This is a genomic window from Mesorhizobium sp. 8 (genome assembly GCF_006351905.1).
GTDB lineage: Bacteria > Pseudomonadota > Alphaproteobacteria > Rhizobiales > Rhizobiaceae > Mesorhizobium > Mesorhizobium composti.
The window spans coordinates 4,507,718-4,523,835 of record NZ_CP040914.1 but is presented as its reverse complement, the minus strand read 5'-3'; the positions used below and the strand labels follow the sequence as shown (position 1 = coordinate 4,523,835).

At 66.6% G+C, this 16,118-nt stretch carries 13 protein-coding genes; 1 reads left to right on the top strand and 12 read right to left on the bottom strand.

The window, feature by feature from the left end:
• Positions 1-20: 20 nt before the first annotated feature.
• The 12 genes from ybeY to FGU64_RS21765 all read right to left on the bottom strand — a co-directional run bounded on the left by ybeY (position 21) and on the right by FGU64_RS21765 (position 14,776).
• Positions 21-512, bottom strand: a complete 492-nt coding sequence (gene ybeY / locus FGU64_RS21820; RefSeq protein WP_139955010.1) for an rRNA maturation RNase YbeY — start codon at positions 510-512, stop codon at positions 21-23.
• 171 nt (positions 513-683) lie between these two features.
• Positions 684-1,676: a PhoH family protein gene (locus tag FGU64_RS21815; protein WP_246671190.1), complete on the bottom strand. Its 993-nt coding sequence runs from the start codon at positions 1,674-1,676 to the stop codon at positions 684-686.
• Between the two features lie 90 nt (positions 1,677-1,766).
• Positions 1,767-3,068, bottom strand: a complete 1,302-nt coding sequence (gene miaB / locus FGU64_RS21810; protein ID WP_246671389.1) for a tRNA (N6-isopentenyl adenosine(37)-C2)-methylthiotransferase MiaB — start codon at positions 3,066-3,068, stop codon at positions 1,767-1,769.
• Between the two features lie 145 nt (positions 3,069-3,213).
• Positions 3,214-4,026 (bottom strand): lysophospholipid acyltransferase family protein, encoded by an 813-nt coding sequence (locus FGU64_RS21805; RefSeq protein ID WP_139955007.1) that lies wholly within the window; start codon positions 4,024-4,026, stop codon positions 3,214-3,216.
• A gap of 41 nt (positions 4,027-4,067) precedes the next feature.
• Positions 4,068-4,562, bottom strand: a complete 495-nt coding sequence (gene rimI, locus FGU64_RS21800; RefSeq protein WP_139955006.1) for a ribosomal protein S18-alanine N-acetyltransferase — start codon at positions 4,560-4,562, stop codon at positions 4,068-4,070.
• Entirely contained in the window at positions 4,562-5,233 is a 672-nt protein-coding gene (tsaB, locus tag FGU64_RS21795; protein ID WP_139955005.1) for a tRNA (adenosine(37)-N6)-threonylcarbamoyltransferase complex dimerization subunit type 1 TsaB, read from the bottom strand. Before tsaB ends, rimI begins: the two co-directional genes overlap by 1 nt.
• 26 nt (positions 5,234-5,259) lie before the next feature.
• Positions 5,260-7,437 (bottom strand): malate synthase G, encoded by a 2,178-nt coding sequence (locus FGU64_RS21790; RefSeq protein WP_139955004.1) that lies wholly within the window; start codon positions 7,435-7,437, stop codon positions 5,260-5,262.
• Positions 7,438-7,544: 107 nt separating this feature from the next.
• On the bottom strand, positions 7,545-9,593 hold the full coding sequence (locus FGU64_RS21785; RefSeq protein ID WP_139955003.1) for a hydantoinase/oxoprolinase family protein: 2,049 nt from the start codon (positions 9,591-9,593) through the stop codon (positions 7,545-7,547).
• Between the two features lie 129 nt (positions 9,594-9,722).
• Complete coding sequence (locus FGU64_RS21780; RefSeq protein WP_139955002.1) at positions 9,723-9,932, bottom strand: DUF2945 domain-containing protein; 210 nt, start codon at positions 9,930-9,932, stop codon at positions 9,723-9,725.
• Positions 9,933-10,028: 96 nt separating this feature from the next.
• On the bottom strand, positions 10,029-12,869 hold the full coding sequence (locus FGU64_RS21775) for a nitrate reductase (protein ID WP_139955001.1): 2,841 nt from the start codon (positions 12,867-12,869) through the stop codon (positions 10,029-10,031).
• Between the two features lie 43 nt (positions 12,870-12,912).
• Entirely contained in the window at positions 12,913-13,719 is an 807-nt protein-coding gene (locus FGU64_RS21770) for a family 1 encapsulin nanocompartment shell protein (RefSeq protein ID WP_139955000.1), read from the bottom strand.
• Complete coding sequence (locus tag FGU64_RS21765) at positions 13,712-14,776, bottom strand: Dyp-type peroxidase (protein ID WP_139954999.1); 1,065 nt, start codon at positions 14,774-14,776, stop codon at positions 13,712-13,714. The genes FGU64_RS21770 and FGU64_RS21765 overlap by 8 nt, the downstream gene beginning before the upstream one ends.
• A 560-nt stretch (positions 14,777-15,336) precedes the next feature.
• Here FGU64_RS21765 and minC point away from each other — a divergent pair.
• Entirely contained in the window at positions 15,337-16,080 is a 744-nt protein-coding gene (minC, locus tag FGU64_RS21760; RefSeq protein WP_139954998.1) for a septum site-determining protein MinC, read from the top strand.
• Positions 16,081-16,118: the final 38 nt, after the last annotated feature.

Genomic DNA, 16,118 nt, shown 5'->3' with positions numbered 1-16,118 from the left:
CGGTCGGTTTCTCGATCTAGTTACGCATAGGGATCGGGAATGGCAAGCCTTGCGAGCGCCCTGCGCTCGATCGCCTCCATCTCCTCGGCCTCGGCGTCCGTCTCGTGGTCATGGCCCAGAAGATGCAACAGGCCGTGGATCACCAGATGGGTAATATGGTTGTCCAGCGGCTTACCTTCCAGTGCGGCCTCGCTCGCCACCGTCTCGGCCGCCAGCACGATATCGCCCAGCAGCGGCGGCAGCGGGCCCGTCTTCGTCTCCGGGAAGGCGGGGAAGGAAAGCACGTTGGTCGCCTTGTCCTTACCACGCCAGCCGGCGTTGAGTTCGCGGATGCGGGCATCGTCGGTGAAGACGACGCCGAGTTCGGATCCGCCGGGACGGGAGGCGCCAAGCTCGGCGAAGACGGCGGCCGCAGCACGCTCGACCAGTACGGTGAGAGTGGCTTCGTCCGGCCAGTCGCCCGCCTCGACGGTGAGGTCGATATCTATCGGAAGCGCAGGATCAGCGGGCATGGCGGCCTGCGATGAAGAACACCAGCACCGTACCCCCACCCCTAACCCCTCCCCGCAAGGGGGAGGGGAACTTGGCAAGCGGCAGCTTCCCCTCCCCCTTGCGGGGAGGGGTTAGGGGTGGGGGTACGGCGCTGACGAAACTTTCTGAAGGCACCGGGAAAAAGTCGGTGCTCACCCTTCCGCGCCCAGCCCGCGCGCGACCTTGCCGTCGCGGTCGTAGGCTTTGACGATCTCGGCCACCAGCGGATGGCGCACCACGTCGGTGTCGGTGAAACGCACGGTAACGACGCCCGGCACGCCGTCCAGCACGCGCAGCGCCTCGACAAGGCCGGAGCGGGTGTTCGGCGGCAGGTCGATCTGGGTCGGATCGCCGGTGACGATCATACGCGAGCCTTCGCCGAGCCGCGTCAGAAACATCTTCATCTGCATCGGCGTGGTGTTCTGCGCCTCGTCGAGGATGACGGCGGCGTGCGCCAGCGTACGGCCGCGCATGAAAGCCAGCGGCGCGATCTCGATGACGCCGGCACCGATGGCGCGCTCCACCTTGTCGCCTGGCATCATGTCATAGAGCGCGTCGTAAAGCGGGCGAAGATAGGGATCGACCTTTTCCTTCATGTCGCCGGGCAGGAAGCCCAGCCGTTCGCCCGCCTCGACCGCCGGGCGCGACAGGATGATGCGCTCGACCATGCCGCGCTCCAGCATCATGGCCGCATGCGCCACCGCCAGGTAGGTCTTGCCGGTGCCGGCGGGGCCGATGCCGAAGACAAGTTCCGATCGCTCCAGCGCGCGCATATAGGCGTCCTGATTGAGCGAGCGGGCGTAGATGGTCTTCTTGCGGGTGGAAATCTGCGCCGCAGAGACCTTGCCCTTGCGCTCCAGCGTCGGCAGCGTGAGCTGGTCGTCGGCGGCCACCGCCATGCGGATGGCGCCGTCGACGTCCGACTGGCCGATGTCGGCCCCTTTCTGGAGGATGGCATAGAGACTGTCGAGGGCCTGCCGCGCCTGCTCGGCGGCCGTGGGCGAGCCCTTGATGGTGAGCTGGTTGCCGCGCGAGCGGATGTCGACGCCGAGCTTCTGCTCCAGCCGGGCCAGGTTCTCGTCGAACTGGCCGTAGAGAGCGCTGGCGAGCTTGTTGTTGTCGAAGGTAAGGACGATGTGCGCCATGTCGGACGCCCCGGAAGGCGTCAAGGGTGCGAGTGGGGGAACTGCCTTCAGGTCGGCTGCGGTCAACCGTCTCTCCTTGTCCGCCGGCGCTCAGGCCGGCACGGCATGCAGGCTATTGTAGCCCGCTTCCGTGATTCGCACCTCGATAATGTCGCCGATTCCACCGGCCTTTTCATCAACAATCACCGGCTGCAGCCAGGGCGAGCGGCCGACCCGCTGGCCTGCCTGGCGGCCGGGCTTTTCGATCAGGGTCGGCATCGTCCTGCCGACCATGGAAACGGTGAAAGCCTGCTGCTGTTCCACCAGCAGCGCCTGAAGGCGCTGAAGGCGTTCGTCCTTCACCTGCTCCGCCACATGGCCGTCCATCTCGGCGCCCGGCGTGCCGGGGCGGGGCGAATATTTGAACGAGAAGGCCGAGGCGTACCCCACTTCGCGCACGATCTTCACCGTGTCCTCGAAATCGGCATGGGTCTCGCCGGGGAAGCCGACGATGAAATCGCCCGACAAGGCGATATCCGGCCTTGCCGCGCGGATGCGCTCGATCAGCTTCAGATAGTCGCCGACCTTGTGCTTGCGGTTCATCGCCTTCAGGATGCGGTCCGAGCCCGCCTGCACCGGCAGATGGAGATAGGGCATCAGCGTTTCAAGGTCGCGATGGGCGGCGATCAGTTCGTCGTCCATGTCGCGCGGATGGCTGGTGGTGTAGCGCAGCCGGGCGATGCCGGGGATTTCGGCCAGCCGGAACAGAAGCCGGCCCAAGCCCCAGTCATTGCCGTCCGGCCCTTCGCCATGCCAGGCATTGACGTTCTGGCCGAGCAGGGTGATCTCACGCACGCCGGCTTCCGCCAGCCGCTCGGCCTCGGCGACGATCTGCGCCACCGGCCGCGACACTTCCGAGCCGCGCGTATAGGGCACCACACAGAAGGTGCAGAACTTGTCGCAACCTTCCTGCACGGTCAGGAATGCGGTGACGCCGCGCTTGATGACCTCGGCCTTCTTCGGCGCCGGCAGGTGCTCGAACTTGTCCTCCACCGCATAGTCCGTCTCGACCACGCGGTTGCCGCCGCGCACGCGCGCCAGCACGTCCGGCAGGCGGTGATAGGTCTGCGGACCGATGACCAGATCGACGGCCGGCGCGCGGCGGATGATCTCGCCGCCTTCGGCCTGCGCCACGCAGCCGGCGACGCCGATCAGCAATTCGCTGCCGGCGGCTGCGCGTTCGGCCTTGAGGTCGCGGATGCGGCCGAGTTCGGAATAGATCTTCTCGGCCGCCTTCTCGCGGATATGGCAGGTGTTGAGCAGGACGAGGTCGGCGTCCTCCATGCTCTGCGTCTCGGCATAGCCGTCCGCCGCCAGCGCGTCGGTCATGCGCTGGGAATCGTAGACGTTCATCTGGCAGCCATAGGTCTTGACGAAGACCTTCCTGGCCTGCTGTCCGCCATCCGCCGCGGCGCGGTCCGGCGCCTGTTCCGTGGTCAATGCATCCATGGGCGGCTTCTATCGCGTTTTGGCGGTCAAGAACAACCGATTCCGGCAGTCAGCCCGCCTCGGTCCCTTGCAGCGCCGCCTGCATCATCGCCTTCACGCGGGCCTCGACCAGTCGCGTCGCTTCCTTGCGGTTCGATCCGGCCGAAAATATCACCGGTTCGCCGAAGCGGACCTCGACGTCGACGGCGCCCAGTTTCAACAGGCCGGCGACATGCGGCACCAGGTCCTGGTCGCCGATCCACGACAGCGCCATGCGCCCGGCGCGGCCGAGCGGGATGCCGTGGCGGCGGACATAGGCGATCGCCACCGGCTGGATGGCGACTTCCTGCACCCCTTCGTGCGCCGTCGCCCCCTTGCCGATTGCCAGTGTGGCAGCGCCGAACAGCGTGCTCTTGAACGGCAGCATCCTGTTGCCGTCGCCCGTCGTGCCTTCGGCGAACAGCACCATGGCGTCGCCCGCCTTCAGCCGCTCGCCGATCTCGCTCGCCTGGTCGCCGGAGCTGTGACGCCGCTCGCGGTCGACGAAGACGGTGCGTTGCAGCGTCGACAGCCAGCCCATCAGCGGCCAGCCCTGCATCTGCGCCTTGGCGATGAAGGAGACGTCGGCAATGGAGCCGAGGACGCCGATGTCCGTCCACGAGACGTGGTTGGCGACGATCAGCAGCGGGCGCTTCCGCGACAGGCTGCCCACGACATGCACGCGAAACCCCAGCGCCCACAGGATCGATTTGTGCCACAGGCGCGGCACGAATGAGGGATTGCCCCATCCGGTTTTCAGCACCGTGAACTGCGAAACCGCCACCGCCGTCGTGACAGCCGCGACGAAAAGCAGGATCAGGCCGTTTCGGATTTTCGCGATCATCGTCCCTTGCGCTCTCTCGGCGCATTTGCCGGATTTGCCGGCTAGCGGAGATCGCGGCGCATGACAAGCGCCCCGGTCGGACCGCGTTCGGGCGAGCGATAGTAATCGGGCCGCTTGCCGACCTCGCGAAAGCCGAGCCGGCGATAGAGCGCGGTGGCCGGCGCGTTCGTCTCGTCCACTTCAAGAAACAAGGCTTCGGCACGGTCGCCGTGCAATTGCCGCAGCACCGCGTCCATCAACTGCCAGCCGATGCCCTGCCGGCGATGGCTGCGGGCGACCGCCACGGTGAGGATCTCGCCCTCGCCGGCCGCCAGCCGCGCCAGCACGAAGCCGACGATGCCGGCCCGGGGATTTCCCACCTCTTTCGCCGCAAAGCCGAACACCGTGTCCTGCTCCAGCAGCGCGGCGAACTCGCCACCCGTCCACGGACGGACGAAATCCTCGCGATGAAGGATCGATACGGCATCGCTGTCCTCCGGCGTCAGCGGCTCCAGCGCATAGTCCTTCGGGCGCTGCGGCAGGAAGGGAATGCGCATCAGCGCGCCCTCGGCAGCACGAACCCGGCCTGCGGCTTGGCGTCGGCGTCGCGCAGATAAAGCGGCTTCGGCTTCTCGCCCGGCTCTTTTTCGGCGGCGAGGCTGGCGTAGACGGCGATATCCGCGGTGGCGCCGAGCGGCCCGAAGTCGAAAGACCCGCCGGCCGCTTCCGCGATCCGCTCCCCCGCGTTGCCGGCAAGCACCGTCCCCTCAGTCACCATCGCAACGGCCTCCTCCAGCGTGGTCACGGCCGGACCGTAGCGCAGAACAGCCAATTCATCGTAAAGGGCGGCGTGGATTTCGCCACGCCCGCCGTCGAGGGCGGCGAAGATCGGCCGGCCCGGAAAAGATTGCCGAGCCTCGGCAGCCAGCGCTTCCAGCGTGGTGACGCCGATGGCCGGGATTTTCAGCGCCAGCGCCAGCCCGCGCGCGGTAGCAACGCCGACGCGCAGGCCGGTGAAGGAACCGGGTCCGATAGAGACGGCAACGGCGTCGAGATCGGCATAGGACTTGCCGGCCTGACCCAGCGCACCCTCGATTACCCCCATCAGGTGCTCGGCATGCCCCTTGCCCAGGTCGAGCACTGTTCTGCCCAGCTCCTTGCCGGCCCCAGCGTCATAGACGCAGGCCGCGCACAGATTGGCGGAACAGTCTATGGCGAGGAGGGTCATTTGCGCACGCCACGCCACGGTAGTGGTTAAATTCCGGCTCGGTCCCTTGCCTTCAGCTCCAGCCGACGTGCGTGCAGCACCGGCTCGGTGTAGCCGTTGGGCTGGACGCGGCCCTTGAAGACGAGGTCACAGGCGGCCTGGAAGGCGATGGACTTGTCGAAATCCGGCGCCATCGGGCGGTAAAGCGGGTCGCCGGCATTCTGGCGATCCACCACGGCGGCCATGCGCTTCATCGTCTCCATCACCTGCGCTTCCTTGCAGACGCCGTGATGCAGCCAGTTGGCGATGTGCTGGGATGAGATGCGCAGCGTCGCGCGGTCTTCCATCAGGCCCACATCGTTGATGTCCGGCACCTTGGAGCAGCCGACGCCCTGGTCGATCCAGCGCACGACATAGCCGAGGATGCCTTGCGCGTTGTTGTCCAGTTCCTTCTGGATGTCCTCGGCCGACCAGTTCGGCCGCACCGCGACCGGCACGGAGAGGATATCGTCGAGCTTCGCCTTGGCGCGGCCTTTCAGCTTATCCTGCACCGCATGCACATCGACCTTGTGGTAGTGCGTGGCGTGAAGCGTGGCGGCCGTCGGCGACGGCACCCAGGCGGTGTTGGCGCCGGCCTCGGGATGAGCGATCTTCTGTTCCAGCATCGCCGCCATCAGGTCGGGCATCGCCCACATGCCCTTGCCGATCTGGGCGCGGCCTTCCAGCCCGCATTCCAGGCCGGTGTCGACGTTCCAGTTCTCGTAAGCCGCGATCCAGGCGGCCTGCTTCATGTCGCCCTTGCGGATCATCGGGCCGGCTTCCATGGAGGTGTGGATCTCGTCGCCGGTACGGTCGAGGAAGCCGGTGTTGATGAACACCACGCGGTCCTTGGCTGCGCGGATGGCTTCCTTGAGGTTGACGGTGGTGCGCCGCTCCTCGTCCATGATGCCCATCTTGATGGTGTTGGGCTTCATGCCGACCAGCTTTTCCACGTGGTCGAAGATCTCGGCCGCGAAGGCGACTTCTTCCGGCCCGTGCATCTTCGGCTTGACGACATACATCGAGCCGGCGCGGGAGTTTTTGCGCGCGCCGTTCTTGCCAACATCGTGAAGGGCAATCAGCGCGGTGACGGCGGCGTCCAGAATGCCTTCCGGCACTTCCGAACCGTCGGCCAGCAGCACGGCCGGATTGGTCATCAGGTGGCCGACATTGCGCACCAGCATCAGCGAGCGACCGGGCAGTGTCAGCGTCGAGCCGTCCGGCGCGGTGTAGCTGCGGTCGCCGTTGAGGCGGCGCGTCATCGTCTTGCCGCCCTTCTCGAAGGTTTCCGAAAGATCGCCCTTCATCAGGCCGAGCCAATTGCGATAGGCGACGACCTTGTCCTCGGCATCGACGGCCGCGATGGAATCCTCGCAGTCCTGGATGGTGGTGATGGCGGCTTCGAGGATCATGTCTGAAATGCCGGCCGGGTCTGCCTTGCCGATGGGGCTTTCCCGGTTGACGACGACCTCGACATGCAGGCCATGGCGCTCGAGCAGGACCGCTTCCGGATCGGCCGCGTCGCCGCGATAGCCAACGAACTGCGCCGGGTCCTTCAACGTGGCCGTACCCGCGGCCGTCCTGAGGGCAAGCGCGCCGCCCGACACCGACATGCCGGTCACATCCTTCCACGAACCGGACGCCAGCGGCGCGGACTGATCGAGGAAAGCCTTGGCCCAGGCGATGACCTTCTCGCCGCGCTTGGGATTGTAACCCTTGCCCTTTTCCGCACCGTTCGTCTCGGGGATGGCATCGGTGCCGTAGAGCGCGTCGTAGAGCGAGCCCCAGCGGGCGTTGGCGGCGTTGAGCGCATAGCGCGCGTTCATTACCGGCACGACGAGCTGCGGACCGGCTATGGTGGCGATCTCGGGATCGACATTCTCGGTCTTCACCGCAAAGGCCGGGCCTTCCGGCACCAGATAGCCGATCTCCTTCAGGAAGCCCTTGTAGGCGGCCATGTCGACGGGGGCGCCGTTCTGCTTGTACCAGGCGTCGATCTTTTCCTGGATATGGTCGCGCGTCTTCAACAGCGCCCTGTTTTTCGGCGCAAGATCGTGCGCGATGGCCGCGAAGCCGTTCCAAAAGGCGGCGGCATCGATGCCGGTGCCGGGCGCCGCCTCGTTCACGACGAAGTCGTGTAGTTCGGGGGCGATGCGCAGGCCTGCGATCTCGATGCGGTCGGTCATTTAACTCAGTCTCCAAGAAGGCCGCCGGAGAAAAGCGGCAAGTCGTGCCGGGCCTTTGGCACGCTCGCGGTCCGGGGTCAATTATCCTATCGTTCCGATGCCCGCGCTTACGCCGCAATGCGCGGCCGGCCTGACGCGACGGCGACGATCTCGGCCTCGACGAACATGCGCTGCCCCTCGACGATCGAGACGCGGAACTCCTTCGACACCGATATCTCGACCTCGTCGGCGCCGGCCTCGGTGGCGCGGCTTTCGGCCAGCGACCGCACCTCGGCCTCGGCGGCGGCGACAGCCGGGTCCTCCTCCTCGAAATCGACGATGCCGCTGTCGCTGGACAGGCGGAACAACCCTTCCTTGGGCTGGCTCACGCGCGCCTCGACGGTGACGCGCACCTGACCGACGACGGCACCCAGCGCATTGGCGACGTCGGTGTCTTCCGGCACGATGCAGGCGTTGCCGAGCAGCGCGGCAAGGCCGGCATAGTGCAGCGGTGCCGAGGCGCCGAGGCCGATCACCGGGCGGTCAAGCGAAACAGCGAGGCGGGCGATGCCGGGATAGGCGTCCACGGCGCGCTGCACCAGCGCATGCGCGACGGTGCCGGCGCCGTCCAGCCCGTCCTCGGCAAAGGCGGTTTCCAGTATGTATTCGGCGGACCAGCGGGTGACGGCCCGCAAAACGCGCGCGCAGAAGGCTTCCGGCGAATCCGCGACGGCCTGGCCGCGGCCGTCGCGCTTGCGGGCGAACAGTTCGGCGCCGAGGCGGGCGGCCTCGCCGTTCCAGTTCGCCTGCCGGCCGAGCACGTGCGCGGCGTCCGAAGGCGTGAAGCCCGATATGTGCACGAGGCCGCGCGCCACCAGCCTTTTCAGCGTTGCGTTCTGGGCGTTGGAGGACAGCAGCAGGTCGAGCGGCTGCGGCACCGCGGTAATCGCCTCGTAGAGCTTCGCCTCGGAACGGCCGAGCCCGGCGGCGAAGCGTTCGGGGATGCCGGTGCGGAAGGCGAAGCGGGCGTCCATGCGGCCGGCGTTGGGCGCGCGCAACTGCCGCTCCAGCTCCCGGATGACGGTCGCGCCATGCGTGACGGCCGCCAGCGACAGCGGCACCAGCCGGCGCGGGCCGAGCACCAGACGCGGGTCGAGCACGCCTTCCTGGAACGCCACCTCGGAATCGCCGCCGAGACCGAAGGTGCGCATGGCGACCGCCTCCACCATGGTGCGGAAGCCGCCGACGGTGGCGCCCTCGGGATCGAGACGCGGGCGCCCCTTGTCCAGCACGGCGACATCGGTGGTGGTGCCGCCGATATCCGACACCATGGCGTTGTCCAGCCCGGTCATGTGGCGGGCGCCGACCAGCGAGGCCGCCGGTCCCGACAGGATCGTCTCGATCGGCCGTTGGCGGGCGAAGGCGGCCGAGACCAGCGCGCCGTCGCCGCGCACCACCATCAAGGGTGCTGCGATGCCGCGTTTTTCGAGGAAACCTTCGGTCGCCGCGACCAGCCGGTCGATCATCGAGATCAGCCGCGCGTTGAGCAGCGTCGTCAGCGCCCGACGCGGGCCGCCGAGCTTGGCCGACAGCTCATGGCTGGCGGTGACCGGCAGGCCGCTGCGCTCGCGTATCAGGTCGCGGGCGGCCAATTCGTGCTCGGGATTGCGGGTGGCGAAATAGGCACAGACCGCGAAGCCCGAAACCGTTTCCGCCAGTTCCGGCAGCGCAGCCTCCAGCGCGGCAAGGTCGAGATCGGCGGCGTTGCCATGTACATCGTGGCCGCCTGGGCAGAACACCACCGGATCGGCGCCCAGCGCACCCTTCAGGCCGTCGCGGGCAAGATCGTCCTCACCGAAGCCGATCATGACCAGCGCGACGCGCCCGCCCTGCCCTTCGACCAGCGCGTTGGTGGCGAGCGTGGTGGACATGGAGACGAGCTTGATCGTCGCCGGGTCGCAGGCCGCCTTGGCCAGAACCGCATCGACCGCGCCGGAAATGCCGACCGCCAGGTCGTGACGGGTGGTCAGCGCCTTGGCCTTGGCCAGCACCGTGCCCTTTTCGCCTCCGCCCTCGGCCCACAGCACGGCGTCGGTATAGGTGCCGCCGGTATCGATGCCTAAGAAGAGGGGGCCTGAGGCAGAAGAGCGCTCAGGAGCGGATGCGGAGGAGTTCATGGGGCAGGCATTCCTTGGACGTTACCTGCCTTTAGCCGATACCCGCCCGCAAAGGGAACAAGCCAGTAGCCGCAAATGTCCATGACAGCGGCGATTTTGCGCACTTGGAGCGAATCCAGGACGGTCCCGTCAGGCGAGATGCAGTGCGCTGCCCTTGTGGGCGGCAATATGGTCGGTCTTGTCGCTCTTGATCTCGTATTGCGGTTCTTCTTCCGAAGCGCGGTGCGTGTGGCCCTTGTAGTCGAAATCGCGCGTATGGATCGCGATGATGGTTCCCGAAACGTGTCCCGCCTCGGAATTCCAGCCTACATGGTCGCCGACCTTGAACCGCTTCGCCATCGTTCGCTCTCCCTGTCTTTAACGCTTGTCAGCCGGCATCGGGCGACGACGATGCCGCGAACATATTGCGAATGCCGCACTCGGCAGCCGCGCGCATCAGGACGGGACCGTCAGCGCCTGCGGCGCGGCCTGCCGGATGCGCGACAACAACCAGTTGCGCTGGCGTTCGTTCCGGCTCTCGATGCCGCGCAGGGCGGTTTCCAGTTCGCCGTCGCCGAGCGCGCGGGCGGCCTGGACCAGCACGGCAATCGAGACCGTGCTCTCGTTCACCATCAGCCACAGGTCCTGCAGGTCGCGCATCAGGCCGAAGCCGGTCGCCGGCCGGCCGATCCTGAGCGCCTTGTCCAGCGCCTCCGGCTCGCCTTCGCGCCGCTCACCGTATGTCTGCACGAAAGGCTGGAGCGCGGCGACGTTCTCGCTCGTCCATATCCTGAACAGCCCGCCCTGCTGGCCGATGTCCGGTGTTTTCGGATGCGCCTTGTGGAGCTTTTCCCAGCCGCGACCCAGACATGCCTCGTTCGCCAGAAGCAGGCCGATATAGTCGGCGAGACAGGGCCGGGCCGGCTCGCCAACGTCCGCCGCCGTCGTTGCTTCCCGCTTGGTTTCCTCCGGCTGCGGCAGCAGCGCTCCCGTCACCTTCTCCAGCCTGACGGCGGCATATTTGAAGTGCGGCTGCTTGCTGACCGGGTCCCACTCATAGAGCGTCAGTTCGTTGGCGGCGCGCGCCCGCTCCGGATCGTCCCAGTAGCCGTAGTGGAACGGCATGAACAGCGTGCCGGGCTCGATGTCGCCGACGCGGGCCGGCGCTTCCGCCGTTCCGCGCCGCGAGATGACGCGCAGCATCTCGCCTTCCTTGACGCCGAGGCGGCCCGCGTTCGCCTCGCTTACCTGGATGAAGGCATCGGGAGCCGCCTCCCGCAACGCCTTCGACCGCCCGGTCTTGGTGCGGGTGTGGAAGTGATAGACGACCCGGCCGGTCGAGAGGAAGAACGGATAGGCTGCGTCCGGCTCCTCGGCCGGCGGCACGTATTCGGCGGCGCGCAGGAAGGCGCGGCCGTTCGGCTTCTTCGCGCGATAATCTTCCTCGGTGATCGCAGCGCCAGTCAGAAGGTCGTGGCCGTAGCTTTCGCAATAGTCGGGGTCGGTCGCGAAATTGAGGTCTGCGTAATAGCGATCCGAGCCGTCCGGATGCTTTTCGTTGCAGGGCCACGGAATGCCGGAACCGCCGGTGAGTTTTTCATAGCTCAGGCCCGAATAGTCACAAGGTCGGCCGCGCGAGCATTCGCGCCAGGCGTCGAAGGCGCCTTCGGCATCGCTCCACTTGATCAGCGGCGCGCCGTCCTTGTCGCGGAAATCCATGCGCCGGGCGAAATCGAGGAAGATGTCGAGATCGGAGCGCGCCTCCCCCGGCGGCTCGATCGCCTTGTGGTTCAAGTGGACGACGCGATCGACATTGGTCGAGCAGCCGGTCTTCTCGCCCCAGATCGCCGCCGGCAGCACCACGTCGGCAAACTCCGCCGTCTCGGTCATGAAGGCATCCTGCACGATGACGAACACGCCCTGTCTGCGCAGGTCCTCGCGCAGCCGGCCGAGATCGGGAAAGGACACCGCCGGATTGGTGCCGATGATCCACAGCACCTTGATCGAGCCGTCGCCGACATAGTCGAAGATCTGCATCGCATGCGTCGGCGGCCCCCAATTCGGCAGCGTCGCGGGATCGACGTTCCACAGCTTCGCCATCTCCTCGACATGGCGCGGATTGTCGAAATTGCGGAAGCCGGACAGATCGCCGCCCGAGCCGGTCTCGCGGCTGTTCTCGGCGGTCGGCTGGCCGTTCATCTGCAAGATGCCGCAGCCGGCCCGGCCGATGCGGCCGAGCACCAGGTTGACGTTGTTGACCTGCACGGCCGCCGCAGTGCCCTGGTTGGACTGGTAGACACCCTGCAGGCAGGTCGACAGCAGCATTTTGGAACCACCGATCATGGCGGCGGCTTGCCGGATTTGATCCGCCGGAATATGCGCGATCTCCGCGACCCGCTCAGGCGTATAGGCCTCGACGGTGTTGGCAAGCTCGTCATAGCCCAGCGTGTGCGCCTCGATGAAGGCGCGGTCGGCATGGCCCTGCTGGATCAGTTCCCGGATCAGGCCGTTCATCACCGCGACATTGGTGCCGAGGCGCGGCTTGATGTGCAGGTCGGCCTCCGCAGCCGTCGCCGTGCGGCGCGGATCGATGACGATCATCTTCGACGGCGCGTCGCCGCGACGTCGGTCGAGCACGCGCGCCCACAGCACCGTGGCGGTCGCGGCCATGTCGTGGCCGACGAAGAGGAAGCAGTCGGTGACGTCGACGTCGCCATAGGTGCCGGGCTGGCCGTCTGAGCCGAAGGTTTCCTTCAGTGCGGCACCGGCGGTCGCGGTGCACAGCCGCGTGTTGCCGTCGATGTGCAGCGTGCCTATGCCGGCGGTGCGGATGACGCTCAGCGTGTAGTTTTCCTCGGCGAAAAGCTGGCCCGAGGTGTAGAAACCGATCGAGCCGGCAGTGTATTTTGCCTTGGCCGCCTTCATGCGCTGGACGATCAGGTCCATCGCCTCGTCCCAGCTTGCAGGCTCGAGCCTGTCGCCGTGACGGACGAGCGGGCGGGTCAGCCGGTCGGGGCTGCCATTGGCGACCCAGCTATGGAGCCCCTTGGGGCCGAGCCGACCGCGATTGACGACATCGGCCTCGCGCCCGCGCACGCCGACGATGCGGCCGCCCGGCCTGTCGTCCTTGACGGCGATGTCGATGCCGCAGCCGTTGGAACAGAGGAAGCAGCAGGCCTGCACCCAGCGATCCGGTTCCTCCTCGACGTTCTGGTCAACCCGGACCGGCCATTGCGATCCGAGGATCGGCGTTCGCGGTCCCCAGATGTCGGCGATGCTGTCGCGGGTGCTGGCCATTCGATCCTCCCGTTGCGGTTCCGATCGCGCCTGCCGTGGCGCCTTATGCCTCCTGCGGTTCCAGAACCACCACCGCTTCCGTCGTCAGCAGGCGGAAGGTGAAGCTTTCCTGGAAATAGAGTTCGACGGCGGTGCCGGAATGGCTCGCATAGCCGATGGAGATGTCCTGGCCGATATCCAGCTCGAAATCGCCGCCACGGGTGGTCAGCACGAATGCGCCCTGAATGGCTGGCGCCCAGACGATGCCGCCGTCGACAAGGCGTTCGATGTGATGAAGGATCGGATAGCCGTCGTCGCTGCCGCCGCTGGCGGCGGTGTAAGCGTCGGCGCCGAGCACCAGCGCGTAAGGCCCGTTGCAGCCGGCGAGCCGCAACTGGCTGATGGCCTGCGCCACCGCGGCGGGATAATCGTCCACCTTGGCCGGAAGCGCGACACCGGCATTGCTGGTGCCTTCGCGGATGCCCTGGATGCCGGCGGCGGCATAGCCGTCGAAGACGGCGCGGTCCTCCGCGAAAGCGATCTTTTGGGCCGCTTCCTTGACCGGCGACCAGTCGGAGTCGGTCGCGCCGCGCTCGACGTCGTCGATCTGCTGGCGCGACAGCTGGAACGGGACGCGCAGTTCGACCAGCGCCTTGACCTCGCGCTGCACGGACTGGATGCCGTCGCCGGTTGCGGCGATCTGCCGGACATGGCCTGTGCCGACCGCCGAGAAGTCGAGCCCTTTCGGCCCGACGACGTCGACGACACGGCGCGCGCCGAGATGGCGCTTGAGCGTGCGCGTCGCCTCCTCCTCTATTTCGGCCCAGGCCGCATCGGAAATGGGTGCGAGTTCGCGATGGAGGTTATTCATGGCCAGCCTCTCTTCTCAGGGATCCGATGCCGAGCGAACCGTGGCGGGGTGACGATTGCTCGGGAGTCTCGTCAGTCGGTGGGGGATCGTCCGGTGTCGCCGCCGGCTGCGGCGGCTCGAGCGTCACGTTGTCGAGAAAATCCGCCGTCGGCACGAAGAACAGGCAGCCCGTCACCGCCCGGCTGAAATCGAGCAGATGGTCGTAGGTTCCCGGTGGATTGCCGACGAACATGTTCTCCAGCATTTTCTCGATGCGGTGCGGCGAGCGGGCATAGCCGATGAAATAGGTGCCGAACTCGCCCTTGCCGACTTCGCCGAACGGCATGTTGTCGCGCACGATCTGCAACTGCTCGCCGTTCTCCTCGATGTTGGTCAGCACGTTGTGGGCGTAGGGCTTCTTGTCCGCGTCGCGCTGCTCGATGTCGGAGAGCTTGTGGCGGCCGATGATGTTCTCCTGCTCCTCGATCGGCACCTTGTTCCAGCGTTCGATGTCGTGGAGATATTTCTGCACGATGACGTAGCTGCCGCCGGCGAAGGCCGCATCTTCCTCGCCGATGATTGTCGCGTCGATCGCCCCCTGGTCGACCGGATTCTCGGTGCCGTCGACGAAGCCGATCAGGTCGCGGTCGTCGAAGAACTTGAAGCCATGAACCTCGTCCACCGTGGTCACCGCGCCGGCGAGCCGGGCCATGACGTGCGTGGCCAGTTCGAAGCACAGGTCCATCGAGGCCGCGCGCAGATGAAAGAGCATGTCGCCAGGCGTCGAAACCGCCGTGTGCACGCCGCGAATCTCGCGAAATGGGTGAAGGTCCTTCGGCCTCGGCGCGCCGAACAGCCTGTCCCAGGCATCCGATCCGAATCCCATGACGCAGGAGAGCTGCCCTTCAAGATTGCGGAAGCCGACGCCGCGCAGCAGGCTGGAGAGATTGGCGCACAGTTCGCGCACCGTTTCCTCCGCTTCCGCTCCGGGGTTGATCGTAACCACCAGGAAAATCGCTGCGCCCGTCAGCCTCGAGGCGACCGACTGGGACACTGGGGAGGGCAAGCTTGAAACCATATTCATCCATCACAGGTGGTCCGGCAGACAGCGCCAAGCGCGTATGTTGCATCCGGCACGGGCAGGTTTACAAGTTTCGATATCGCAAAAAAGGGGGTCTGCGGGCATTCGCCCGGCACCTTTTCGGCGATGGAGTTTCCGACATCGGCGGCCGACAAGTTCAGCCGGCATTGGGCTGGCAGCGTCCGTCCGAATTTCTCGCAGGGTCATGCCGGTGAGCGAGCCGTTGCCCTGCCCGTTCAGGATCGGCGGCCGGTGCATTTCGGGCCGCCAATCCGAATCACCGCCTGCCCGGTGTCGAGCCGGCCGGTCGTTCACGCGGTTTTTGCAGGCAGCGACAAAATATTTGATGTGACCACAGGCGTTCCGGCGGTTCGGAAACGACGCGTCCAGCAACCGCTGCCGAGGCGCGAAAAGGCGCGACCGCGGCCTTTCAGCCTGCCGATCCCGGTCTCGCCACCCCTTCGACAGAGGCGCGCCGAACCGCAGCCGGACAGGCCCGCGTTAACTTTTCGTTAACCATTTCACCGATACATCTTGGCTACCGAAAATTAACCAAGATCACCATCGTGTTAACGAAACCCCGGCCCATCCGCCTCAAGGGGCGGTCCTTTCTCGCTTTGTCGCTTGCCCCGGAGCTGCCCTTCGAGGACTGGCTGGCCGGGCTCGACGACCTCGCCGCCCGCTCCGCCGGCTTCTTCCTGCGCCGGCCCGTCGTGCTCGACGTCGACGGGCTCGATATCGACAAGGCCGAGCTGCGCAAGCTCGTCGACGATCTCAGCCGGCGCAACGTCCGCGTCATGGGCATCGAAGGCGCACGGCCCTCGCAGCTCGGGGCGGACATGCCGCCGGCCATGAGCGACGGCCGCCCGGCCTCCGACTTCGAGCCCCCGGCCGAAAGCGAAGCGGACGAAGCGCAGGACGCTCCGGCGGTGGAAACGATAGCGGCCGCGGGCCCTGCCCCGGCGCAGGCCACGGCCTCGCTGGTGGTCACCGAGCCGGTCCGGTCCGGCCAGTCGCTGTTCTTTCCCGAGGGCGACGTCACCATCGTCGGCTCGGTCGCCTCGGGCGCGGAAGTCGTCGCCGGCGGATCGATCCATGTCTACGGCACGCTGCGGGGACGCGCGCTGGCCGGCACCACCGGCAATGGCTCGGCCCGCATCTTCTGCCGCAAGCTGGAAGCCGAACTGATCGCCATCGACGGCTTCTACCTGACGGCGGAAGACATGGAGCCGGACCTGCGGGGTCAGGCGGTACAGGTCTGGCTGGAAAGCAACGGGTTGAAGACGGGAATACTCGGCTAGGGTTTGGGCGGACCCGGCCGAGAGGTCCATAACAGGAG